This is a genomic window from Vibrio cionasavignyae (assembly GCF_050337155.1).
Lineage (GTDB): Bacteria > Pseudomonadota > Gammaproteobacteria > Enterobacterales > Vibrionaceae > Vibrio > Vibrio nomapromontoriensis.
Window position 1 is genome coordinate 1 of record NZ_JAKJSR010000033.1, and the last position, 22540, is coordinate 22540.

20 protein-coding genes are annotated in these 22540 nt (G+C 43.5%); 14 read left to right on the forward strand and 6 right to left on the reverse strand.

Features of this window, described 5'->3' with window-relative positions:
* Positions 1-279 (forward strand): redoxin domain-containing protein (locus tag L4D74_RS22685; RefSeq protein ID WP_428754721.1); only part of this gene is annotated, 279 nt, incomplete at its 5' end.
* A 241-nt stretch (positions 280-520) separates the two neighbouring features.
* Entirely contained in the window at positions 521-2113 is a 1593-nt protein-coding gene (gene ahpF, locus L4D74_RS22690; RefSeq protein ID WP_428754722.1) for an alkyl hydroperoxide reductase subunit F, read from the forward strand.
* Positions 2114-2174: 61 nt separating this feature from the next.
* Here the strand turns inward: ahpF and L4D74_RS22695 are convergent, their stop codons facing one another.
* Together L4D74_RS22695 and L4D74_RS22700 are read right to left on the reverse strand one after the other, a co-directional pair.
* Positions 2175-3143 (reverse strand): chromosome partitioning protein ParA, encoded by a 969-nt coding sequence (locus L4D74_RS22695; protein WP_428754723.1) that lies wholly within the window; start codon positions 3141-3143, stop codon positions 2175-2177.
* Complete coding sequence (locus L4D74_RS22700; protein WP_428754724.1) at positions 3140-4468, reverse strand: sphingomyelin phosphodiesterase; 1329 nt, start codon at positions 4466-4468, stop codon at positions 3140-3142. The genes L4D74_RS22695 and L4D74_RS22700 overlap by 4 nt, the downstream gene beginning before the upstream one ends.
* Before the next feature lie 330 nt (positions 4469-4798).
* Here L4D74_RS22700 and L4D74_RS22705 point away from each other — a divergent pair, with 330 nt between their 5' ends.
* The 4 genes from L4D74_RS22705 (at position 4799) to L4D74_RS22720 (ending at position 8069) form a co-directional block, all read left to right on the forward strand.
* Positions 4799-5731 carry a lipase family alpha/beta hydrolase gene (locus tag L4D74_RS22705; protein WP_428754725.1) on the forward strand — a complete coding sequence of 311 codons (933 nt, stop codon included), beginning with the start codon at positions 4799-4801 and terminating at the stop codon, positions 5729-5731.
* Positions 5732-5734: 3 nt separating this feature from the next.
* Positions 5735-6610, forward strand: a complete 876-nt coding sequence (locus tag L4D74_RS22710; RefSeq protein ID WP_428754726.1) for a lipase secretion chaperone — start codon at positions 5735-5737, stop codon at positions 6608-6610.
* Between the two features lie 117 nt (positions 6611-6727).
* Entirely contained in the window at positions 6728-7159 is a 432-nt protein-coding gene (locus L4D74_RS22715; protein WP_428754727.1) for a DUF3010 family protein, read from the forward strand.
* Positions 7160-7562: 403 nt separating this feature from the next.
* A complete protein-coding gene (locus L4D74_RS22720) occupies positions 7563-8069 on the forward strand; it encodes a YgjV family protein (protein WP_428754728.1) in 507 nt (168 codons plus the stop codon).
* A gap of 130 nt (positions 8070-8199) precedes the next feature.
* On the opposite strand, the gene L4D74_RS22725 is transcribed toward L4D74_RS22720, so the two are convergent.
* Positions 8200-9045, reverse strand: coding sequence for a universal stress protein (locus L4D74_RS22725; RefSeq protein WP_428754729.1), 846 nt, complete (start codon positions 9043-9045; stop codon positions 8200-8202).
* A 10-nt stretch (positions 9046-9055) separates the two neighbouring features.
* Entirely contained in the window at positions 9056-10543 is a 1488-nt protein-coding gene (locus L4D74_RS22730) for a SulP family inorganic anion transporter (RefSeq protein WP_428754730.1), read from the reverse strand.
* Positions 10544-11059: 516 nt separating this feature from the next.
* Between L4D74_RS22730 and L4D74_RS22735 the strand changes: the two genes are divergently transcribed.
* The 8 genes from L4D74_RS22735 to L4D74_RS22770 all read left to right on the forward strand — a co-directional run bounded on the left by L4D74_RS22735 (position 11060) and on the right by L4D74_RS22770 (position 20620).
* Entirely contained in the window at positions 11060-11866 is an 807-nt protein-coding gene (locus tag L4D74_RS22735; protein WP_428754731.1) for a LysR family transcriptional regulator, read from the forward strand.
* Positions 11856-12764: a LysR family transcriptional regulator gene (locus L4D74_RS22740; RefSeq protein ID WP_428754732.1), complete on the forward strand. Its 909-nt coding sequence runs from the start codon at positions 11856-11858 to the stop codon at positions 12762-12764. Before L4D74_RS22735 ends, L4D74_RS22740 begins: the two co-directional genes overlap by 11 nt.
* Before the next feature lie 401 nt (positions 12765-13165).
* On the forward strand, positions 13166-14119 hold the full coding sequence (locus tag L4D74_RS22745) for a phosphate acyltransferase (RefSeq protein WP_428754733.1): 954 nt from the start codon (positions 13166-13168) through the stop codon (positions 14117-14119).
* A complete protein-coding gene (gene buk / locus L4D74_RS22750) occupies positions 14116-15195 on the forward strand; it encodes a butyrate kinase (RefSeq protein ID WP_428754734.1) in 1080 nt (359 codons plus the stop codon). Before L4D74_RS22745 ends, buk begins: the two co-directional genes overlap by 4 nt.
* A 27-nt stretch (positions 15196-15222) precedes the next feature.
* Positions 15223-16629, forward strand: a complete 1407-nt coding sequence (locus L4D74_RS22755; RefSeq protein ID WP_428754735.1) for an aldehyde dehydrogenase family protein — start codon at positions 15223-15225, stop codon at positions 16627-16629.
* A 76-nt stretch (positions 16630-16705) separates the two neighbouring features.
* Positions 16706-18154 carry an aminotransferase class III-fold pyridoxal phosphate-dependent enzyme gene (locus L4D74_RS22760; RefSeq protein WP_428754736.1) on the forward strand — a complete coding sequence of 483 codons (1449 nt, stop codon included), beginning with the start codon at positions 16706-16708 and terminating at the stop codon, positions 18152-18154.
* Positions 18155-18214: 60 nt separating this feature from the next.
* Complete coding sequence (locus L4D74_RS22765; RefSeq protein ID WP_428754737.1) at positions 18215-19393, forward strand: iron-containing alcohol dehydrogenase; 1179 nt, start codon at positions 18215-18217, stop codon at positions 19391-19393.
* Between the two features lie 48 nt (positions 19394-19441).
* Positions 19442-20620, forward strand: a complete 1179-nt coding sequence (locus tag L4D74_RS22770) for an aminotransferase class I/II-fold pyridoxal phosphate-dependent enzyme (protein WP_428754738.1) — start codon at positions 19442-19444, stop codon at positions 20618-20620.
* 85 nt (positions 20621-20705) lie between these two features.
* On the opposite strand, the gene L4D74_RS22775 is transcribed toward L4D74_RS22770, so the two are convergent.
* Both L4D74_RS22775 and L4D74_RS22780 read right to left on the reverse strand, forming a co-directional pair.
* Positions 20706-22304, reverse strand: coding sequence for an SgrR family transcriptional regulator (locus L4D74_RS22775; protein ID WP_428754739.1), 1599 nt, complete (start codon positions 22302-22304; stop codon positions 20706-20708).
* Entirely contained in the window at positions 22291-22530 is a 240-nt protein-coding gene (locus L4D74_RS22780; protein WP_428754740.1) for a hypothetical protein, read from the reverse strand. The genes L4D74_RS22775 and L4D74_RS22780 overlap by 14 nt, the downstream gene beginning before the upstream one ends.
* Between the last annotated feature and the right edge of the window lie 10 nt (positions 22531-22540).

Sequence of the window (22540 nt, forward strand, 5' to 3'; positions counted from 1 at the left end):
ATGGTTGGCGACCAAACGGGCAACATCACGAATAACTTCGGTGTTATGCGTGAAGGCCAAGGCCTTGCAGACCGCGCAACGTTCCTAGTTGACCCAGAAGGCGTGATTCAAGCAATGGAAATCACAGCAGAAGGTATTGGCCGTGATGCAGAAGACCTAATGCGTAAAGTCAAAGCAGCGCAATACGTAGCGGCTAACCCAGGTGAAGTTTGCCCAGCAAAATGGAAAGAAGGTGAAGCGACACTTGCTCCGTCTTTAGACCTAGTTGGCAAAATCTAAGCAGGCGTCTTAAGCCCACCAAGAACTCGCTAACCACAATGAGCGTTAGCAGAAATTCGAGTCCGTGTTGCACGCCCCGCTGTCGCTTTTATTGTCTCTACCATTGGCACATAAAAGTGGGGGCGTGCAGCCCTTAAACAGTAAATATAGTTATTAACCAAACATCAAAAGGGTTCCTTTTTTATTCATCCCTTTTTTAATTCCTTCTGATGTTAAGCAGTCTTATAGAGTAGGTATCGTTATGTTAGATCAAGCAATGAAGCAGCAGCTAAAAGCGTATTTAGAAAACGTAAAAACCCAAGTTCAATTGGTTCTCAGCCTTGATGACAGTGATACAGCAAGCAAGATCCAGTCTCTTGCCGATGACATCGCATCACTAAGCAGCAAAATTGACGTCGTTCGTGACGACGCTGCAAGTCCGCGACAGCCTGTGATGCGCGTTGTTAACCCAGAAAAAGGCACGGCAATTGGCTTTGCTGGCCTGCCAATGGGTCATGAATTTACCTCACTTGTGCTCGCGCTGCTGCATACAGGTGGTCACCCAATCAAACTAGAAGCAGAAACAATTGAGCAAATAGCGCAGCTCAACTCGCCACTTGATGTTGAGATTTTTATCTCGCTATCATGCCAAAATTGTCCAGAAGTGGTGCAATCTTTCAATATGATGGCAGCCATTAACCCACTGATTAATGTCACTATGATTGACGGTGCAGCATTCCAAGGTGAAGTGAAGCAGCGCGATATTATGGCGGTGCCAAGTGTATTCATTAATGGTGAGTTATTCGGTCAGGGCCGCATGTCGCTAAACGAAATCTTGAATAAAGTGGATACTGGTGCCGCTGAAAAGAAAGCGAACCAACTTAACGAAACTGCGCCTTTTGATGTTCTGGTTGTTGGTGGTGGTCCTGCGGGTTCATCTGCAGCTATCTATGCGGCGCGTAAAGGCATTCGCACCGGTGTGGTTGCCGATCGCTTTGGTGGTCAAGTCATGGATACCATGGCAATTGAAAACTTTATCTCAATGAAATCCACTACCGGCCCGAGCTTAGTAGCGAGCTTAGAAGAGCATGTCAAAGAGTACGGGGTTGAAGTGATTACAGAGCAACGTGCGGCAACCATCATTGACGCAGAAGATACCGAAGACGGCTACACGCATGTGGTATTGGAAAGTGGCGCAGTACTCAAAGCTCGATCTGTTATTACCAGTACTGGTGCACGCTGGCGTGAAATGAACGTTCCGGGTGAGCAAGAGTATCGTAATAAAGGTGTGGCTTACTGTCCTCACTGTGATGGCCCGTTATTCAAAGGCAAGCGTACTGCGGTTATCGGTGGTGGTAACTCAGGTATTGAAGCCGCTATTGACCTAGCTGGCATCGTTGAGCATGTTACCGTGCTTGAATTCGCCGACACGCTTCGCGCTGACCAAGTATTGATCGACAAAGCAAACAGCACAGCTAACATTGAGATCATTACGATGGCTCAAACCACGGAAGTACTGGGTGATGGCACGCGAGTTACTGGTCTTGAATATAAAGACCGTAATACGGATGAAATTAAGCGTGTTGAGCTGTCAGGTATCTTCGTTCAAATTGGTCTAGTACCAAACAGTGAATGGCTGAAAGGTACTAACGTTGCATTGTCGCCGCGTGGCGAAATCGAAATTGATGCGCATGGCGCGACGAGTATGAAAGGTGTGTTTGCGGCGGGTGATGTGACCACAGTGCCATACAAACAAATTATTATTGCGATGGGCGAGGGTGCGAAAGCAAGTTTAGGGGCGTTTGATTTCTTGATTCGTAACCCTGCACCAGTGAAGCAAGCTGAAATCGCGTAACTCTAATCATTGGTAAACCAAGCGCTGTCCGCATCGTCGGGCAGCGCTTTATTGTGTTTAGTTAGTTGGTAAAGAACTCTCGTCGAAAATTGGCTATCTGCTGTTGTTGGTGGTGCTGCCATTGCAATGCCGACAAATTCGCGTAGATAGTCGCTCGTTGTTGCGATAATTCTGATTCGAGTTGCTGTAATTCGCTCTGATAATCTCGAACAAGCGACTTTTGTTGTTTGACTTGCTGTTGCCGAGTGTCGATAGCATCACTTTCAGCTGGGGTTAGATAAGTCTGCTTGAGCTCGTTTATTATTGCTTGTCGTTCTGCTTCGTCTATGGCGCCTGGAATCAAAGCAACAGCACGCTCAAACTTAGCTTGATTGCTGTCTAGTCCAAGCGTCTCTTCTTTACCCTGCCATGTTTGCAATAGTTCTTCAAATGATGCTAGGTAATTTTGGATAGGTTCATTGTTAAGCTGTTCGGCTTGTAAACTAAAATCATAGAGTGCAAATTCATCTTCTAAAATCACGTTGGCCAATGGACCCCAAATCCTGTGAGCGTCGGCCTTCAATTGTGCAATTCTAGACGCTAAAGTCTGCTGTTTATCGAACAAGAGGTTACCAATGCTCTGTTGCCATTGGTTGTTTAATTGCTGGAAGTTCTTAACCAGTTCATAGCGATCGTGGGACAAATATGTTTCCAATTCGGATAACAGGTTGTCGCAGTTTTGCTCAGACATGCAGGTACGCCAAAAACCGTCGATTTCTTTGACTAATGCTCGTCCTTTGAGCGTATTCAATTGCTCAGCGAGGGTTGGCATCGTAGCCGATGTCTTGTGCACTGGCAGTTTCATCCCCTTCGTTCCCCCTATCGTAGAAAAAGCCGGGGAGTCATAGTCTGGACGGGGCGGGTCATCCTCTATGATGGGAGCGACGACTTGGTTTTCACTTTGTTGTTTTTTAATCGAGAACAAATTAATCGACAGCAAAGCTGTGCCCGCCAATACGACGGACACAATGATTAGAGAAAATCGTTTCATGGTTTAATCAAGGCAGTGACAGGGAAGTGATCGGATAGGTTGTAGTGTGTCCACAAACTATCAGCGGTAGAACGCGGTACATCAACGCGATTATCATTAAACGACTTTTTACCATATTCGTTGCTGACCATGACGTAATCCAAGTATTCGACGTTCTCACCTCCGGATAAGGCTTCACCAGCAAAGTTATTAATACGTGGGTCGAAGGTGGAAGCGGTGTAACCGGAATAGCTAGGTTCTACGGCGCTCAGATTCGCGATCATCTGTTGGTAATCAGCGGGGAATTTGAGTTTATTGACGTTAAAATCACCACTGTAGATAACGGCTTCATTGGTTGGAATCTTGAGTGATGTTGCCAGTGCTCTTATTTGCTGGAACTGGCGCTGACGGTACTCACGCGCCGTGTCAGTATCGAAGGATGCAGTGTGAGTTGCAAACACATGGTAAGCCTGACCTCCTTTGATTACTTCAGCGTAATTCACGCCTTTGTCTGCGAAACAGTCGGTGCCTGTGCAGTCTGGGAAGACGTATTGTGCTTCGTTTACGATAGGGTAGCGACTGACGATGACCACGCCTCCGTCATAGATATTGAAGCCGTCTTTATCGAGCATTTTTGTTTGGTATGGATACTCCTTAGCCAGTTCTCGCAAAAACGCTTCACGGCCGCTTGCAAACACTTCTTGCAGTGCTAATACGTCATAACCTTTGACGTATTCCGGAATCAGTTGGTAACGATCGCCAATATGCGAGGCAATGGCTGGCAGTGCCCAGATATTGTAGGTCATCAACTTAAGATTTTGTTCGTTGTCTTCGACCTTTTCAATGATTTTCGTTGGTGTGATGGTGTAATGTAGATCGTCGTAGCGTGCTGTGCTCGTAGATTTAAACGCCAACTCTGCGCTTCGCGAGCCAAATGAGTTGGTACTAGCACGGTGAATATTTCGGTCATCTTTTAAATCTAAGGCAACATCGACGGCTGACATACCGTACTCAATGGTTGAGTTGTACCAGTGGCCCTCCATCAGTTGATTTAACGAAACGCTCTCTCCTTGAGGGTTGGAAACGACGGTTTCAAATCGGTACGTTTGATTGGATTTCACGCCTTCCCAGCGATTAAAACTCAGTACTGATTTGGTTTGCCAAGGCCCAAGCTCTTGCACATGCTGTTGCCACTCATCACCGTACTGAAGTAAGTCACTGCCTTCATGTGTGACTTGTATTGTTAAAGGCTGGTCTGAATTGTTCGTTAGGTAAACATCGGTGTCTGCCAAAGTTGGCAAGGCAACGAAACCACTTAATAAAAGACACCACTGCGAAAATTTCATCTTGTTATCCATAGTTAGTATTAGAGCAATAAGTCTGATTTACAAATGTTACTCAAGCGTTAAGTTTTAATTACGCAAACTTAAATAGTGAATTTTGTTGAATAGATGTGATCTGAGTTCAAATTATTCATTGGTATTGATGTATCTAATAATTAAATAAGCCACAAAACCGAGTGTGAGGGCTCGTTCTGCGACCCACCACTATGTATGGGAGGTATTGGGAAGACGATATTCTGGCTCAATATCACATTTATTTAACATTCTTTGGCGATTGAAAAGCGAGCAAACTACGCTCACTTACTCATCAGAGGTCTGACAAGGAGGTGTTAAATGAAAGCGTTATATTCACTTATTTTATGCAGTGTGGTGGCATTTAATGTTCAAGCCATCAGTTTTGGGGCGAGCAAAGGTTACACGGAAACGAAGTACCCTATTGTGCTTGTTCACGGTTTATTTGGTTTTGATACATTGGCCGGTTTTGATTATTTTTATGGCATTCCGCAATCGCTAGGGAAAAGTGGTGCCGACGTTTACGTTGCACAAATATCGGCGACGAATAGCTCAGAAGTAAGAGGTGAACAATTACTGGCACAAGTCGAGAACGTGCTGGCACTGACCGGTGCAAAAAAAGTGAACCTCATCGGGCATAGCCATGGTGCCCCAACTGCGCGATATGTGGCGGCGGTTGCACCAGAAATGGTGGCGTCAGTGACCAGTGTTGGTGGGGTAAATAAAGGATCTCAGGTGGCGGATCTTGTTCGTAAAACGATACCGGAAGGGTCAACCCCCGAAGCAGTAGCAGTGCAACTGGCTAATGCATTAACAACGTTAATCGGTCTGTTGTCAGGAGGAAGCGATTTGCCACAGGATGGGCTAAGTTCATTGCAAGCGTTAACGACGGAAGGTTCGTTGGCATTTAATGCGCATTATCCAGAGGGGGTGCCCACTTCTACATGTGGAGATGGTGAATGGCAGGCGGATAATGGCGTATTTTATTATTCGTGGACGGGTATCTCAACTTATACCAATCTTCTTGATCCCATCGATCCTGCGCTGTTGATTCTGGGTTTAACCTTTGATGAGCCAAATGACGGATTGGTTGGACAGTGCAGTAGTCATTTAGGTCGAGTCATTCGTGATGACTATAAGATGAATCATTTAGATGAAATCAACGGGTTGCTTGGTATCCATCACCTGTTTGAAACTGATCCAAAAACCGTTTATCGACAACATGCCAATCGCCTCCAGAGACAAGGATTGTAAGTGATGAGACGGCTGTTAAAAGTTAAGGTGTTGATTGCCGTTATAAGCGTTGTGACCATGGCTATAGCAGCATGGTCTACGTTGACGGATGTGCCAGCAAGTATACTACAGGCACCATCACAGCGTGGTACCGTTATTGACCAAGCATCAGAACGAGATACGTTTGAGTATTTTATTTCAGCGTTAGATCAAGAAAATAAGACGATCATTACGCAAAGGTTTGAACGCTATAACCAGCAGTTGCCAAATTCGGAGCAGTTAGAGTTTGAGTTGTTTGAAAAATATATGCGCTACAAATCTGCATTGGCCAATCTTGAACGATTTGGGGAATCGACCACGGACTTACACGCGTTGCATGAGCAGATGCTATTGATTCAGACGCAGTTCTTTACGGATACAGAGCAAGAGCGTTTGTTTGGCGAAGAAAACTTACTGCGGCAACTTGCGCTGACCAAAAAAGTAATACAAGCGTCGGCGCAAAGTGCTGAGGAGTTTCAACTGCGGTGGCAAAGTGAACTTGATCAGTTATCTCCAGAACTGCAAAAGAGCTTTTACAATGCGAGCGTGCTGACAGCGTTAAATGATACCAACTCGATGGAAGAACAAAGCCAATTTATCGCTAGAGAGGCGCTTGTCGGCGGCGAGGCGACACAGAGATTAGTGATACTTGATGAAAAGCGGGCGGCATTTGATCGACAGGTTCAATCTTATTTGGTTACCCGAGCGGATATATTGAACAATGAATTGTTTGATGAAAACGAGCGACAATTAGAAATTCAAGCATTGAGAAAGCCTCTATTTGATAGTAATCAATTGCGTCGAATTGAAGCATTAGAACGAATTCACGATCAACAGAGTGGGGAGGGAAATGACAACTGAGTGATCCTTGTCGGGATTGGTAGGCTTAATCTCCAAATAGCCATAGTCAAATCTCGTGCTGGTACAGAACGGCAACCCACCGTATAATCGCAGGTTCATCAAAAACAAGGTAATGAAATGAAAATTTGTGGTGTTGAAATTAGTGGTAATGACGCGATTGTAAGTCTGTTGTCACTTTCTGATGGGGTGTTTACCATTCTTGATTGCCGAGTGGCAAAAGTATCGATAGGCGATGCAAACGACACTCAAAAAATGAAAGATTTTCAGTTTTCGTTCGCTAAATTAATGCAAGACTATCAGATTGAAAAGGTGGTCATTCGCCAACGTCAGACTAAAGGCAAGTTTGCTGGTGGTGCTGTTGGCTTTAAACTGGAAGCGGCGATTCAACTTATTGAAGGGATTTCCGTTGATGTTGTACCTGCAACAGAAATCAAAGAGCACTTGAAACGAAACCCACTTGCGGTTCCGTTTAAAGAAATTGGCCTTAAGCAATATCAAGAGCAAGCCTTCCTTGTGGCTTATGCATGTGTGATGGGCTCAAATAGTTAATTGCAGAGCTTTAAGATTAGGAGAGAGTATTTGATTGCTCTCTCTGATCTCTTGATAACTAAATTGCAATCACACGTAACATTGCTTTGTTTTTTCTATCTGTGTAGATAAGGTAGAATCGTCTAAAGCATCAATATTAGCCAAGTAAGATTAACCAAGTAAGAGGAGTTGAAGAGTGACCATATTAGCGAACTTTCCATCCTCGAATCTCCTTTCCCAATGCGATGCTGTCGCCATTTACCTCCCCTGCCACTAATATTTCGCTCGCTCAAAGCATAAGAGAATTATGAGTCGAGAGGCTGAACGCGATTAGCCTTTATGGACAGTAATTTTTATGCAGTTTGAGCAAATGATGCAAACTTCTTTAATTTTGTGTTCTTTTTGACTGGTAAGTGGAGGGTTCATGTCCCCTTTTTTTGCGTCCCAAATATTGGTTGGTTTGGCGGCTTTATTCGATATCGCGTCATTTCAGTTTAAAAATCGTACGTTTTTGTTGTCGTCCTTAAGTATTTCAGCGCTATTGATTGCTTCGCATTTTGCTTTGTTGCAAGAGTGGACTGCGGCTTGTTTGCTTGTGATTGGCGCTTGTCGTTATTTTACTGGCATTTTTATCTCTGATCCTAGAATGAAATGGTTATTTTATTTTGTAACCGTATTGGGGACTATTTATACGTTCAGTGGGCTAACGAGTTCGTTAAGTTGCCTTGCTTCGCTGCTTCATACCAAAGCATCGTTTAGCCGTAACGATAAGTTAATGCGCATTCTCATGGTAATAGGAACGATAGTTTGGGGGATACACGATGTTATTGTTGGTTCACCTGTTGCAGTTCTAATCGACATTTTATTTGTTGTTAGTAGTGTTATTGGCTATTACAGGATTTATATTAGAGAAGCCATTTTGATAGACTAATTATGCGTTGAACAAAGCATTATGATTAAGTATTGCCATTCGCTTTGCACTAAATGAAAATTGTAGAATGATCAGTAGCTTATGATACTAGTTTTGATCATTCTACAAAACGCTGCAGCGTCAGTACTGATTAGCGAATGAGTAATAAGGGAACCGTGCTATTGGCTAACACTTGCGTTGTATTACTACCAACAAAATATTGCCTTAATTTTGAGTGGCCGTAGGCTCCCATGACGATCAATCCGATCTGATGTTGTTGTTGATAGTGAAGTAATGCCTCATCAACGGGGCCGTTAAGTTTTGCTGCTGTAACCTCCACGCCTGCGTTTTGCAGTTGTTGTTTCGCTTGCTCAAACGCGACACTTTTGTTTCCTGACTCATCAATGGTGGTGAGATGGCAGGGCAAATCTTTAAGCAAAGCTGTTTGGGAGGCTTTTTCAATTAGCTTCTGGCTAATTGGGCTACCGTCAAAAGCAATCATATAAGAGGTAGGGGCGGTGAAGTGGTCAGTGACCACGAAAATGTGCTCGTGGACCGCTCGAATCACGCTCTCTAGTTGGGACCCGATGGTATTCTCAGTGTTGTGATGTTCTCCCGACTTGCCAATGATTAACACTCGTAATTCGCTGGTGAGATCGGACAGGCTTTCGATTAGGCTGCCATGCCGTTGCAATTTACTGACGTCATTGACCCCGTCTCGACATGCCCATTCATAGGCGGACTCGAGCATTTTATGACTGTGTTTAAGCATTATTTTGCTTCGTGTTTCGTCAAGCTCCGCCAATTCTTCTAGTAACTCCTCTTGGCTTCCAAGCCCAATTTGACCAGAAAACTCACTAGCAACAGGACGCGTTGTTTTATCCAATGCATGGAAAAGAATGAGTGGGGCAGCGAGTTTTTTTGCGACCCAAGCACTGCCTTCACAAGTTGAAATAGTGGACTGAGAACCATCGATACAAGCAATTATGTTTTTCATTTTTTCTTCCTTAATGTCCGGCCAATAATTTTTCCACTTCTTCTGGCTTATCATGTACGCCAAATTTGTCCACGATGGTACGTGTTGCTTGGTTCATGCCGATTAAGTTGACTTGGGTGCCTTCGCGGCGAAACTTGACGACGACTTTATCTAACGCAGAGACGGACGTGACATCCCAAAAGTGCGCTGAGGATAAATCTATACTGACGGTCTCAATGACTTCTTTAAAATCAAACGATTCAATGAATTTATCTGAAGATGCAAAGAATATCTGTCCTACCACCGTATATTTGCGAACATGATCCTCTGCCGACTGATTTTTTATGATCATCATGCGACTAATCTTACTAGCAAAGAACAAGGATGCGAGCAAGACACCAACCAATACACCAATGGCTAAGTTATGGGTAACGACGACAATGCTGACGGTCGCAAGCATAACGATATTAGTGGAAATAGGGTGTTTTTTAAGGTCGGCAATCGAGCGCCAAGAGAAGGTGCCGATTGATACCATGATCATGACTGCGACCAACGCCGCCATGGGTATTTGTTTTAGCCAAGGCCCAAGAAAGACCACCATGATAAGTAGGAATACTCCGGATGATAGGGTGGATAGACGTCCTCGTCCGCCCGATTTTATATTGATCATCGATTGACCAATCATGGCGCATCCCGCCATTCCTCCTAAGAATCCGGTAAAAACATTGGCGATTCCTTGGCCTTTGCATTCTTGGTTTTTGTCACTGTTGGTATCGGTCAAGTCATCCACAATAGTGGCCGTCATCATTGACTCTAAGAGGCCTACAACCGCAAGTCCAACGGCGTAGGGGAAGATGATCTGCAGGGTCTCCAAGTTGAGTGGAACATCTGGCCAAAGGAAAATGGGTAAAGTATCAGGTAAATCGCCCATGTCACCGACCGTTCGAATATCAATATTAAACATCATGGTGAATATGGTGAGGGTGACAATGCAGACTAAAGGGGAGGGAACCAATTTTCCGACAACAGGAAGGTAGGGAAAGAGGTAGATAATCGCTAACCCAGCACCAGTCATAGCGTAGACATGCCAAGTGACGTTAGTGAGTTCAGGAAGTTGAGCCATAAAAATGAGAATGGCTAACGCGTTAACAAAGCCAGTAACGACTGAACGAGAGACAAAACGCATCAGATTACCGAGCTTTAGATAGCCAGCTAAAATTTGTAGCAGGCCCGTTAGAATGGTCACCGCGAGTAGGTACTCTAGGCCATGCTCTTTAACGAGGGTCACCATTAAGAGTGCCATTGCTCCTGTGGCGGCGGAGATCATGCCAGATCGTGCACCGGTGAACGCGATTACGACGGAAATACTGAAGGAGGCATATAACCCTACTTTTGGGTCGACTCCCGCAATAATTGAAAAAGCGATTGCTTCAGGGATGAGAGCGAGGGCGACGACGATACCTGCGAGCAGGTCGCCACGGATGTTAGACATCCAGTCAAGTTTGAAGTTTGTATACATTGAGTTCTCAATTTTTGCACGGCAAAACGCACCAGATAATATCTGGGGTAAGTGCTGCTGATCTGAATTTTTGGCTCGACAAATTAGCCTAAATTGGCTGATTATGAGTAAGCGCAAAGGTGAGCATGGTACTAAAGGTAGTACAGTGCTTAAGTTAGCAATGAGTGCTATAGAGGGGGGGATGGAGCGTTTAAGGCGGCGTAATTAACACTGTGATTAATATCCTCTTACATTTGAATGTGGCGGGATTGTACCCTGATATTTAGATAAAGCATACCTCTAATTGGATTGATTCGCATGTGTGTTGTTTTGGATGAATGTCGGGGACTTTTGCATAGAGGACAACGTCACTCTCTATTAGAAATGATGATCCATTGACATTGATGATCGATCTATTGGTTTGAGTTTTAGTGATATTTATCAATACTTCGTATCATATTGATTGGTGTGATGTGATATGTGGCAAATGGCGTGGTAGGGTGATGGTTATTTACAAAATCATGTCGATGGGCGTATATGTATAGTGACGAACAGCTGAGAGTCTTCTCTAAGGTTGCTGAGAGTGGCTCCTTTAGTAAGGTTGCATCCGAAATAGGGCGAACGCAATCTGCGGTCTCATTATTGGTGGCTAAACTTGAAACTGAGCTAGGTTATCAGGTGTTCGATCGTATTGGGAAAAAAATAGAAATCAATTCTCGTGGCCAAAAGCTTTACCGATTATGCCAACAACGGGCGCTAGCCATTGGTCGACTATCTTCTATTGCTAACGCTTTGCAACAACAAGTTGAAAGTGAAATCAGGATATTTATTGACCGTGAAATTAACCCTGCGTCCACCATCGCAGCCTTAAAAGAGTTCCATCAACAGTTTCCCCATACACAAATCGTTATGCAAGAAGACTGGAAATGTTCGGATTTCGCGCTAGTGGCGGATGAGTTAATTGAAGAGTCTGACAAACGCGATAAATTGTTCAGGTTATTTGTAGAAGACACATTTATCCCTGTCACTGGTCCGGAAGGCTATAAGTATGAGTGCTATATTCAGGTGCCTTGGGGGCCTCAAAGCGTGACTAGCCACCATTTGATGACGTCGTGCCCGAATGTCGCTATTCAAATGGTCGTGAATAATATGGGGTGGTGTTGGATTTCAGAGTATTTGCTAGAGGGTTACCACTGTGGAGTTGATTACATCATCATGGAAGGGGTCTCGCCTATTTTCAAGAGATACAGCCTTGCAAGCCGGATCGATAGTGGGCCTGGAGTGACTTGGTTGGCAAAACAAATATTGGCGATTCAGAATAAAGGACACGATCATGCAGATTGATGCGCTAAAATCGCTACTTGCGATTAAACAGGCTGGGTCGATTAGCATTGGCGCCAAAATGCTGGGTAAGAGTCCATCTCAAGTGAGTGTATGGCTTAGTAGTTTAGAGGCGGACTTAGGCGTCAATTTAATTGATCGCGAAGGTTATCGTGCTAACTTGACGCCCGAAGGCGAGGTTATTGCCCGTCATGCAAAAGATGTCTTGTCTGAGTTTGAAAGTATTGATAAAAAAATACTTGAACACAGTGCTTCTGATCCCACACAGCTTAATATAGCGTTGCTAGATGCACTTCCTGTTTATCCATTTAGTGATACGTTATGGCAACTACAAAAATTTAAACCTGATCTTGGGATTCAAGTCGAGCATCTCCATACCAAAAATATTTTAGCGGGTGTAGAGAATGGCGATGTGGATTTTGGTGTGATATTTTTTCATGGCAATGTCTACTCAGGAATAACAGAACATATAATTGGTTATACTGAGATAGTCACTGTTGTTGCAAAGCAACATCCTCTTGCTCAGTATCCCAATGAATTTAGTACAGATGACCGAGTCGGCCATTTACACCTACTACCTAAAAGTTATTTGGGCTTTGGGATTGATAGGGTATCAAAGTACAGTGAAAACTATTGGCTGATGGACAGCTTTGAAATGTTGATATCGTTATTAATCGAAGGCGTTGGATGGGCTGAACTTCCCTATCATTGGGTTAGGCCATACATTGAGTCGGGAAAATTAGTACAGCTAAGGCCAAAGGGTGTCAGCTCTCTATGGTGGCCGTTACAGCTTATTTGGCGCAAGCATCGTCCATTGGATAGTACTGCACTTTGGTTTATTGAACGTATGAACTGCCCAAAACCTGGGTTATCAGTAACGGGTATCCCTTTTAACCGCTAGGCAAGATAAGCAGTGACCATGAAGAGATGGTCATTCTTATCGCTATATTTTCTTCCTTTTAAAATCGTACAAACCTTGTCCTAATATGGTGGACGGCTCGCTAACACATCAACGTTACCACCAAATATATGAAGATATAGGTCAATAATTTCATGTTTACTTCAGCCTCTTATTAGTTTTTTTAACTAAGCTTGACCTCAATTGTTTATTTTCTTTGTCGACCCACCTCTCAAATCCACATTATTAGTACGACAATTTTATTCTTTGTCGTTCGCTTATAAGTTTTTCCGCTCGACTCTAATTTAGTTCGTACGATGCAATGCAATAGACTTTGGCTTATTCAATCACACGGTTGCGAGTGTCATAGCTCCAATCAGTAAGCACGAAAGGAAGTCATTAGTATGGCGAATATTGCACGATTTTTAGCGCAAATCAGTAAACGCAACATCGGATTAAAGCGCGTCGTTGTTGCCGCGCCCCATGACGTAGCAACACTCTTGGCAATTGATCTAGCCCGACAAGAGCTAAACATTGAAGCGATTCTTGTTGGCGACAGAAAGAGAATTTTGGTCGCAGCAGAAATGTCTGGAGTGAATTTAGAACATTACGAAGTTTTATCGGTAGTCGGCGACCTGCCAATTGCTGAGTCTTCCGTCAGACTGATTTCTGAAGGGAAAGGGCATGTATTAATGAAAGGGCTTATAGATACCTCAGTCCTATTGAAACAAGTACTTAAGAAAGAGCATGGGCTAAGAACGGGCAGTTTGTTGAGCCACACTGCACTTTTATTGCCTCCTAATGAAGACCACTATTATCTGCTCACCGATGCGGGAATGAATATCTCGCCTTCGTTATTAGAAAAGAAAAAAATAATCGAGAACTCTGTGCAAATGGCGCATGCATTAGGTAATCCAAAGCCTAACGTTGCAATGCTTTGTGCGAAAGAAAAAGTGTATGAAAAAATGCCGGCGACATTGGATGCGGAGGCGCTAAAAAAACTCTGTGCAGAAGGAGAGATTGAAGGTTGCATTGTAAGTGGCCCTTTGCAGTTAGACCTCGCTATCTCACGTGAGTCAGCAAGCATGAAAGAGTGCGATGATCCTGTGGCTGGCAACGTTGACATCTTTGTTGCTCCAACGATTGAAGTAGGGAATGTTTTTGGTAAAGCACTCAAGTACATGGGAGGTTATGCCTATGCGGGGGTAGTGCTAGGCGCCAAGATTCCGGTTGTTGTTGTATCACGATCCGATAGCGAACAAGAAAAGCTGCTTTCAATTGCAATGGCGTGTGCCGGTGATTTTGGCAGTGCGAATCAAAATACTAAAGCAGAAAGTGAATTGGAGGGGGCGTTGTGAATATTTTAGTCATTAACCCAGGTTCGACTTCGACAAAAATAGGGCTCTTTGAAAATAAAAATAAATGTTCAGAGTATGTTATTCGTCATACAAGTGAAGAGCTGTCAGTCTTCGAAAATGTAACCGACCAATATGAGTTTCGTAAGCAACTTATTGTCAATGTACTGAACGAGAATGATATTTCACTCACCGATATTGATGCTATTGGTTGCCGAGGAGGAGCGCTAAAGCCAATTCCTGGTGGAACTTATCTTGTTGATGAACAAGTTTGTCAGGAGCAGGCTAATAGCCTGATACAGCATCCCTCTAGTTTGGCATCACTCATCGGTTTTGACTTAGCAAATGAATTGGGCATCAAAGCCTATTTTACCGACTCTCCTGTTACTTATGAATTGAGTGATCTGGCGTCATACAGCGGACATAGAGACATTAAGCGACAGGGCCGTTTTCATGCCTTAAACGCAAAAGCCGTCGCGCAGACTTTCGCAGAGGAAAACCAGCGTAGTTATTCCGATATCAATGTGATTGTGTGTCATATGGGCGGAGGTATTACGGTTAGTGTTCATGAACAAGGGCAAGCAGTTGATGCTACTGACGCTATTTCTGAGGGACCAATGACGCCAGAGCGTAGTGGCAAACTCCCTTCACGTGAGCTGGTTGATTTGTGTTACTCGGGCAAATATACCCATGCCGAAATGAAAAAGCAGCTGCAAGGAAAAGGAGGGATAGTCAGCTACCTCGGAACTGCAGACATGGTTGAAGTCGAGCGTGCAGCACAAGCCGGTGATCAGGAAGCGCAAAAAATCTTGGATGTGCTGATTTATCAGGTAGCCAAGGAAATCGGCGCTATGGCACCAGTGGTCAAAGGTAAGATCGATGGCGTCCTCCTAACAGGTGGTATTGCTTTTAGTCAATATGTTGTTGAAGGCATTAAAGCACGTGTTGGTTATCTCGCTGATATAGCGGTATTTCCTGGTGAGATGGAGCTAGAAGCTTTGGCGGCTGGCGTTCTACGAGTTTGCAAACTAAACCAACCCGTTAAACGTTATTGCGAACATGTTGAAGTGTGCGATTAACAAGACAATAAAAATTAGGAAAACCCAATGAATCCAATAACTCCAGAAAAAAACAAAAGTAATCAAACCACATTATTTGGTGTCTATGACACTGTAGAAGAGGCGGTTTCTAAAGCGAGTAGCGCACAAAAGCAATATCAAAAAACACATGGTGTGGGAAACCGGAACAAATTTATCACGGCTATTAGAAACACGGTTATGGAGCTATCAAGCGTGCTTGCTGAAATGGCTGTCGAGGAAACAAAGCTTGGTAGGGTAGCTCATAAAATAGCGAAAAACCAATTGGCAGCGACGGCTTCACCGGGTACCGAATGTCTATTAACCCATGCTGTTTCAAGTGATGAAGGTCTGACAATAGAAGAGCGAGCCCCAGTTGGTTTAATTGGTGCGGTTACGCCAGTCACAAATGAAATCCCAACCATTGTTAATAATGCAATCTCCATGCTCGCTGGCGGAAATGCCGTCATTTTTAATGTGCATCCTTCCGCAAAGAATACTTCAGCATTCGCTGTTGACCGTATCAATCGAGCCATTATGGAAGTAGGTGGTCCTCAGGATCTGGTTACCATGATTAAAGAGCCAACCTTAGAGACGTTACAGCAGATAGCGAATGCTAAAGAAATAAGAATGTTAGTAGGGACTGGTGGTCCCGGATTAGTAAAAACCTTATTGCAGTCGGGTAAGAAAGCGATTGGTGCTGGAGCTGGTAATCCCCCCGTCATCGTTGATGAAACGGCAGATGTTGCCATTGCGGGTCCATTTATTGTTGCGGGAGCCTCGTTTGACAACAATCTGTTGTGTATCGGCGAGAAAGAAGTATTTGTAGTGGAGTCACAGACTGATGCTTTGATAGAGAGCATGACTCAATCAGGCGCTTATTTACTTACCACGGAGCAGATTGCGCAAGTTACCGAGCTCGTACTGGTTGTGGAGGAACATGCTACGACTACAAACCGATGTTCCTATGGAATGGAGCGTGAATATCACCTTCGCAAAGAATGGGTCGGTCAAGATGCCAGCAAAATACTGTCTGCAATAGGTGTGCATGTTACAGAACCAATAGAGCTCCTTATTTTTGAAGCTGAATTTAATAATCCATTTGTCCAGTTAGAGCAGATGATGCCCGTATTACCGATAGTTCGTTGTGAGAGTTTTGAGCAAGCTATGGATTGGGCGGTTGAAGCAGAGCATGGTAACCGCCACTCTGCATGCATTTATTCCAATAATGTAAACAACGTCACTGCTTTTGCAAAACGAATCGACACGACGGTGTTTACTCAAAACGGGCCAACCCTAGCTGGTCTTGGCTATGGTGGTGCGGGTTCAACATCCTTCACAATTGCTGGCCCGACGGGAGAAGGGATAACAAACGCACGAGATTTTACTCGCGTGAGACGTTTCGCGATGGCGCAAGGAGCCAATCGAATTATCTAGCTTGTTGAACGCTAACCAAGATTAATTTTATAAGTATTTAAATATCACAATAATATCAAAATAAAAGGAACATAAAATGTCTGATAATTTTTATCGCAACCCTGAACTTTGGTTACCTGAAATAGCAGGAACTCATGTCGATGTAGATAATCTGGAGCAGTTGTATCAACAAGAAACAGAATTGTATATATCTCGTATGACGAAGAGTAAAGAGATGCATGAACGTGCGTCATTATCTATGCCTAACGGGGTAACCAATTCTTGGCAAAGTGTTTGGCATGTGCCGCACCCCTTTTATATAGAACGTAGTAAAGACAATATTGTTGTGGACGTGGATGGAAATAAATACGTAGATTTTAATTTAGGTGATACACCGGACTTTTATGGTCACTCTCCAAAAAATGCGGTGACGGAAGGTATTATTGAATTATTACAGAATAGCGGAATTAATACCCTTGCGACGAATGAAGATGCTGTAGTTGCGTCAGAGCTTCTACGTGAGCGTTTTGGTATGCCATATTGGTTTACTGCTTTGTCGGCATCTGACGCAAACCGATTTGCCGTGAAATTGGCAAAATTAGCCACAGGCCGAAGTAAGGTTATGCAATTTAATATGGCTTATCACGGTACGCTTGATGAGACGAATGCCTGGATGCCCGAAGACGGGGTCATTGAGTATCGAGTACCGGAGATCTATCCGGGGCAAGATCCTTCTCAGTTTACGCGTGTTGCAACGTTCAACGATTTAGAATCAGTTGAAGAGCAACTGAAACACGGTGATGTTGCTGTTGTACTTACAGAGCCTGCGCTATCTAACTCGGGTTTAACTTTGCCGAAGCCTGGTTTTCATGATGGGCTCCGCGAACTATGTACCAAATACGGCACTCTTCTGTTGATCGATGAGACTCATATGCAGACAACGGCTCACCATGGAGCGACGGGTGAGTGGGGACTTAAGCCAGATATTTGGGTTGCGGGTAAATGTATCGCAGGCGGTATTCCGTGCGGTGTTTACGGTTTTTCAGAGGACGTTGCCAACTTATTTCAGGCTACGATAGGCAAAGGGCCATGGCATATGGCAGGTCTTCTTGGGCAACAAACAACGATGACCGGCAATGCTTTATCCTTGAGAGCGCTACGTTTGAATCTTGAGCATAATGTTACAGAGTCGACATTTGCGGGAATGATTGAAACCAATACTTACTTAACAAAAAAATTAAATGAGATTATCCATAAATACGGCGTGCCTCTAAGCACGGAACAAGTTGGTGCGCGTACTTGGATGCATTTCTGCCCAGAGACACCAGTAGAGATTAAAGATTGTATTAAGGGTATTGGTATTGTTGGTCACTTTATCGATTACGTTTTCTTATACCTGTTCAACAGAGGTGTAATGATTATTCCTTTCGGCCTGAATATGTGGTTGGTATCTCCACAAACCACGAAAGAAGACTGTGATGTATTTGCTAAGCATTTTGAAGGTGCAGTGCTAAATATGTTCCAGATTAAAGACAAAATTGCGTGATTGACCCATTAATGTAGATAGCGGGTCATTAGACCCGCTCGCTTTATAGGACGAGAGTGAATGTTGAGATATAAAGTCGTTATTGCTTTAAGGAAACAAATTAACAAATTAGTCAAAATTCCATTTCCCGATGTGCATCAGGGAAATGGAAGTGTGAGTACGATTGGCGAGTTACTTGTGTCGAATCGAATAATTAAACCGCTGATCGTTACAGACAAAGCGCTAAATTTGTTGGGGATGGTAGACAAAGTTACTTGTTCTTTAGTTAAAAAGGGCATTGATTTTGAGGTATTTGATGAGGTTAATCCTGATCCGTCGGTTGAGAGCGTGTTACGAGGCCTAAGCCGTTACAAGAGCAATGGTTGTGATGGAATTATAGCGTTAGGTGGTGGCTCATCGTTAGATTGTGCGAAAGTCATAGGAGCTAAAGTTGTTAGGGACATTGATATTGAAGCGATGGCTGGGCAGCTCAAGGTTCGTAAAAAGCTCCCACATATTATTGCTATACCGACAACCGCAGGTACCGGCTCTGAAGCGACAATAGCGGCGGTCATTTCAGACCACAATGCAAACAGAAAGTTTGCGATACTCGACCCGGTGCTTGTACCTCAAACGGCCATACTTGACCCCGAGTTAATGGTTGGGTTACCGCCAGCAATCACCGCGGCGACAGGTATGGACGCATTGACGCATGCGATTGAAGCGTATATTGGTGAATTCAGTAATCCGTTAACAGACGAATTTTCTGAAGATGCCATAACAAAAATCTTCAAAGCGTTACCTGAAGCATATGAAAATGGGGGGAATTTGGTTGCTCGTGAAGCAATGGCGATAGCATCTTACAAAGCAGGGTGTGCTTTTACTCGTGCGTTTGTAGGGTATGTGCATGCCATTGCTCATCAATTGGGTGCGATTTATCACATTCCTCATGGATTGGCGAATGCCATTCTTCTGCCTCACGTTTTACGCTTTAATCTTGCCGATTGTGAAAGCCGATTTAAGCAGATGGCGCAAATGATTAGTGTCACGGATGGAGAAGCATTTATTTCTGCAGTCGAAAATCTGAATAGACAACTTAATATCCCGAGCTTTTTTGAAGAATTGAAACCTGAAGATATTCCTGAGATTGCAAAGCGTGCCTTAATAGAAGCGCATGGTACTTATCCTGTGCCGTGTTATATGAGTCAGCAACAGTGTGAAACGTTAATTAGACACGTTTTACCAACTGAATATATTTAATTACCGATAAGAACTGAGGTTGGTAGCTCAACAAATTAAGTGATCACTATGAGCATATTTGAAGATTTAGCGAACTCTGAGATAGATGAAGTGGCTCAGCTTTCTAACATGATAAGGTTGGATAAACGACTAGATATACATAATCTTGTCAGCGGAACATTACTCGATGATGAAGGGATGCCTTTCACTCTACCTACAGTTCTTAAATGTATTAACAAGCATGTTCGCTCTTGGGACGTGGATCGTACTGAGTCATTATACCATTGCCGTCGATTTGCGTCCTTAGTCACAAGCTTGGTGTTTGGGCATGCATTTGCTCAGGAAAACGCAGCCAAACTTGTGACTGTCCGTACCCTTGGTGGTACAGGAGCGTTGCGTTTAGCGCTAGATTTTTACTCGAAAAAGCTGTGCGGAAAAAATATTTGGGTAGGGTTTCCTTGTTGGGACAATTACCATTTTACTGCAACGGCAGCAGGACTGGATGTACGTTATTTTCACTATCAGGGTTCGATAGATCATTGGTCACAACACCTCAAAAACGCCCAGCCTAATGATGCAATTTTGATACAGTCAGGAGCATATAACCCAACAGGGACGATGTTTTCTAGTGAACAGTGGCGCGCTATAGCAACATTATGCCTCCAGAAGCGATTAATTCCCATTTTGGATAACGCCTGCCAAGGAGTAGGGAAGGGAGTGTGGGAAGATAGTGAAGGGATACGTATTCTATCAACGTACTGCCCGAATCTTTTAGTCGTGACGTCTTTTTCTAAGAATTTCACTTTGTATAATGAACAAGTTGGAGCACTTTCAATTAAGTTAGAAGCCAGCAGTCAAGTTGAGCTTGTTGAACGAGCACTTTGTTCAATTCAAAGGACTAGTTATTCATCAGCGCCACAACTTGGCGCATCGATTGTCTCGCTGATTTTAGGTGACACTAAGCTGTTTACAGAATGGTGCAGTGATTTGGGTGATGTTCGTTGTGCATTGGATAAACGAAAAAACAGGTTTCTAGGTGAGATTTCCAAAGAAAAAATTAAGCCGACTTTTCAAACCAATGGGCTATTTTTTCAGTTGAATTTGGATAAGCGAGTTATCGGCTTACTTCGTAAAGTTGATGGGATTTATCTTTTGGATGGCGGTAGGGTGAGTTTGGCTGGCATAAGTTTATCGAGAACTACAGAAATTGCAGCCCAAATCAATCGACGCTGTATAGAGAACTCATGAACTTAGTGTACTCTCAAGTGACCAATTAAAATAGGCAACAACATGGCATAGATGTTTTGTCTAATTTGATATAAAAGACAAGGTTCTAACTAAGATCTTTAGTACGCGGAACTACCCATATATTGGCGAAGTTGCACCAACCAATAGAGTTTATTTTGACATTTTTAACTCTAGTCGGAACCGTCAAAGTTAAGTCTTCTGATTTAAATATCACCAGTACATTATTTTCGTATAAAAACTCGATCAATTTATCAAGTAACCTCTCTTGTTGGATAGGAGAGTGACAGCTGCGTACAGACTTTAATGTGTCTACTAAGTGGTCATATTGCTCCCAGCTTAGGTTATGCTGCCAATAGGGATAGAGCTTAAAGAAGGCAAATAGGCTGGTGGCTCGACCACCTTCGAGACGAATCCCTCCAATAGCCAAATCCTGATTTGGCAGAGCCTCTCCGTATGTTACCTGTCGGCCGATGCTGTTGGTCTCTAGAGTGGAGTGAATTCCATTTAATTTTGAGGCGAACTCAAAATTGTCATTGTTGTTCTCATAGCTAAATGAGATTGGGAATGGCAATTCAAATGAGGCAGGCTCATCGTTTTGTAATAGTTCAAGTAATGAGTCTTTTGTTGACTTTATCTGCAATTCTTTATGGTTTAGGAGAATGAAAAAGTACCCGATATCGGCTGTTGATACTTGGTAAGTATCTTCATCATCATCAATAAAAAAAAAGTTTTCGGCGCATTTTTTATCTGGAGCCCACTCTTCGTGAATCCAAATCTCTATTTTTTCAATCAAAGCGTTATGGCCGCTATATTGATGGTTTCTTACCAGCCTCAACACTCTATCTGAATAGATATCAACGAAGAATGGTCCAGAGCCAATTGGCTTGTAGCTTGTATCAGGCTGATAGATATTTTTTGAAGGCAAAATTGCGGTTTCAGCTCTGCTTAGCAAGTGGGGAAGGTTAGGGTCAGGATCTTTCAATATGACGACGATACAGTGCAGTGAAATAGCCTTTATTTGAGTGATATGGTCGTATAAATTTTGCCAATATTTCGAGCGAGTCAACGCTTTTAGACTTTCCACGACATCGTTTGATGTAACCGCCGATTGGTCATGAAATTTTGCCGCCGAACTAAGGTGAAAGCGCCATTGGGTATGCTGTTCATTGCTTTCCCAGTAATGGGCAAGTTCCCCTCTCAGTGTGGAACCATCGTAACTCACGAGAGTTTGGAACACCTCATGAATTAGGTGTCTTTCTGTCCGGTTCATTGAGTAATGAGGGTGTAATTGTTCGATTTTTCGGTGAAATCGAGCGTACACAGTGTTCTCATTTTGGTTAGCCGACCTTCCCAAGTATTGCTTTAAACCTATCGCTATATCGCGGTCATTAAAACTAATAAGCTGATGAGCCAAATTGTATTTTTCGTCTTCTATGGCTTGACCTACCAGTGTATAGCAGGCCTGTATTGGCTCTATATGACAGTTGAGCGTACCTTTATGACCACGCCCCCTCGTTGGACGCCAAGTAAGTAAGCCACCATCGGACATTTGCTTTAGTAGTGTCCGGGCATGCCGATTACTACACTGAAAAGCGCTTGCGATATGTTCGATGGTTACTTTATTAATACCGGGACCCATTTTTTTAAATAGGTCCTCGTATAATTCTAACTTACGCTTGTTCATTTGGTTGTTCTGCATGGTGGCTAAATTCGTTTTCCTCTCCAAGTTTTATATGAACAGGTTCGTCATGCGGTGTGCTTTCCCAAAAATCGTCCGTATCAAATATACTGTTAAGTCTTTGAATTCTTTGGGCTGGTGTTAAATAAAAGAACCGAGCTAGAAACCCTTCGGTCTTATCATATTTATAAGTTAATTGAATGAAATTTGCAATGTAGTCATGGGCGTTCATCACGGATACC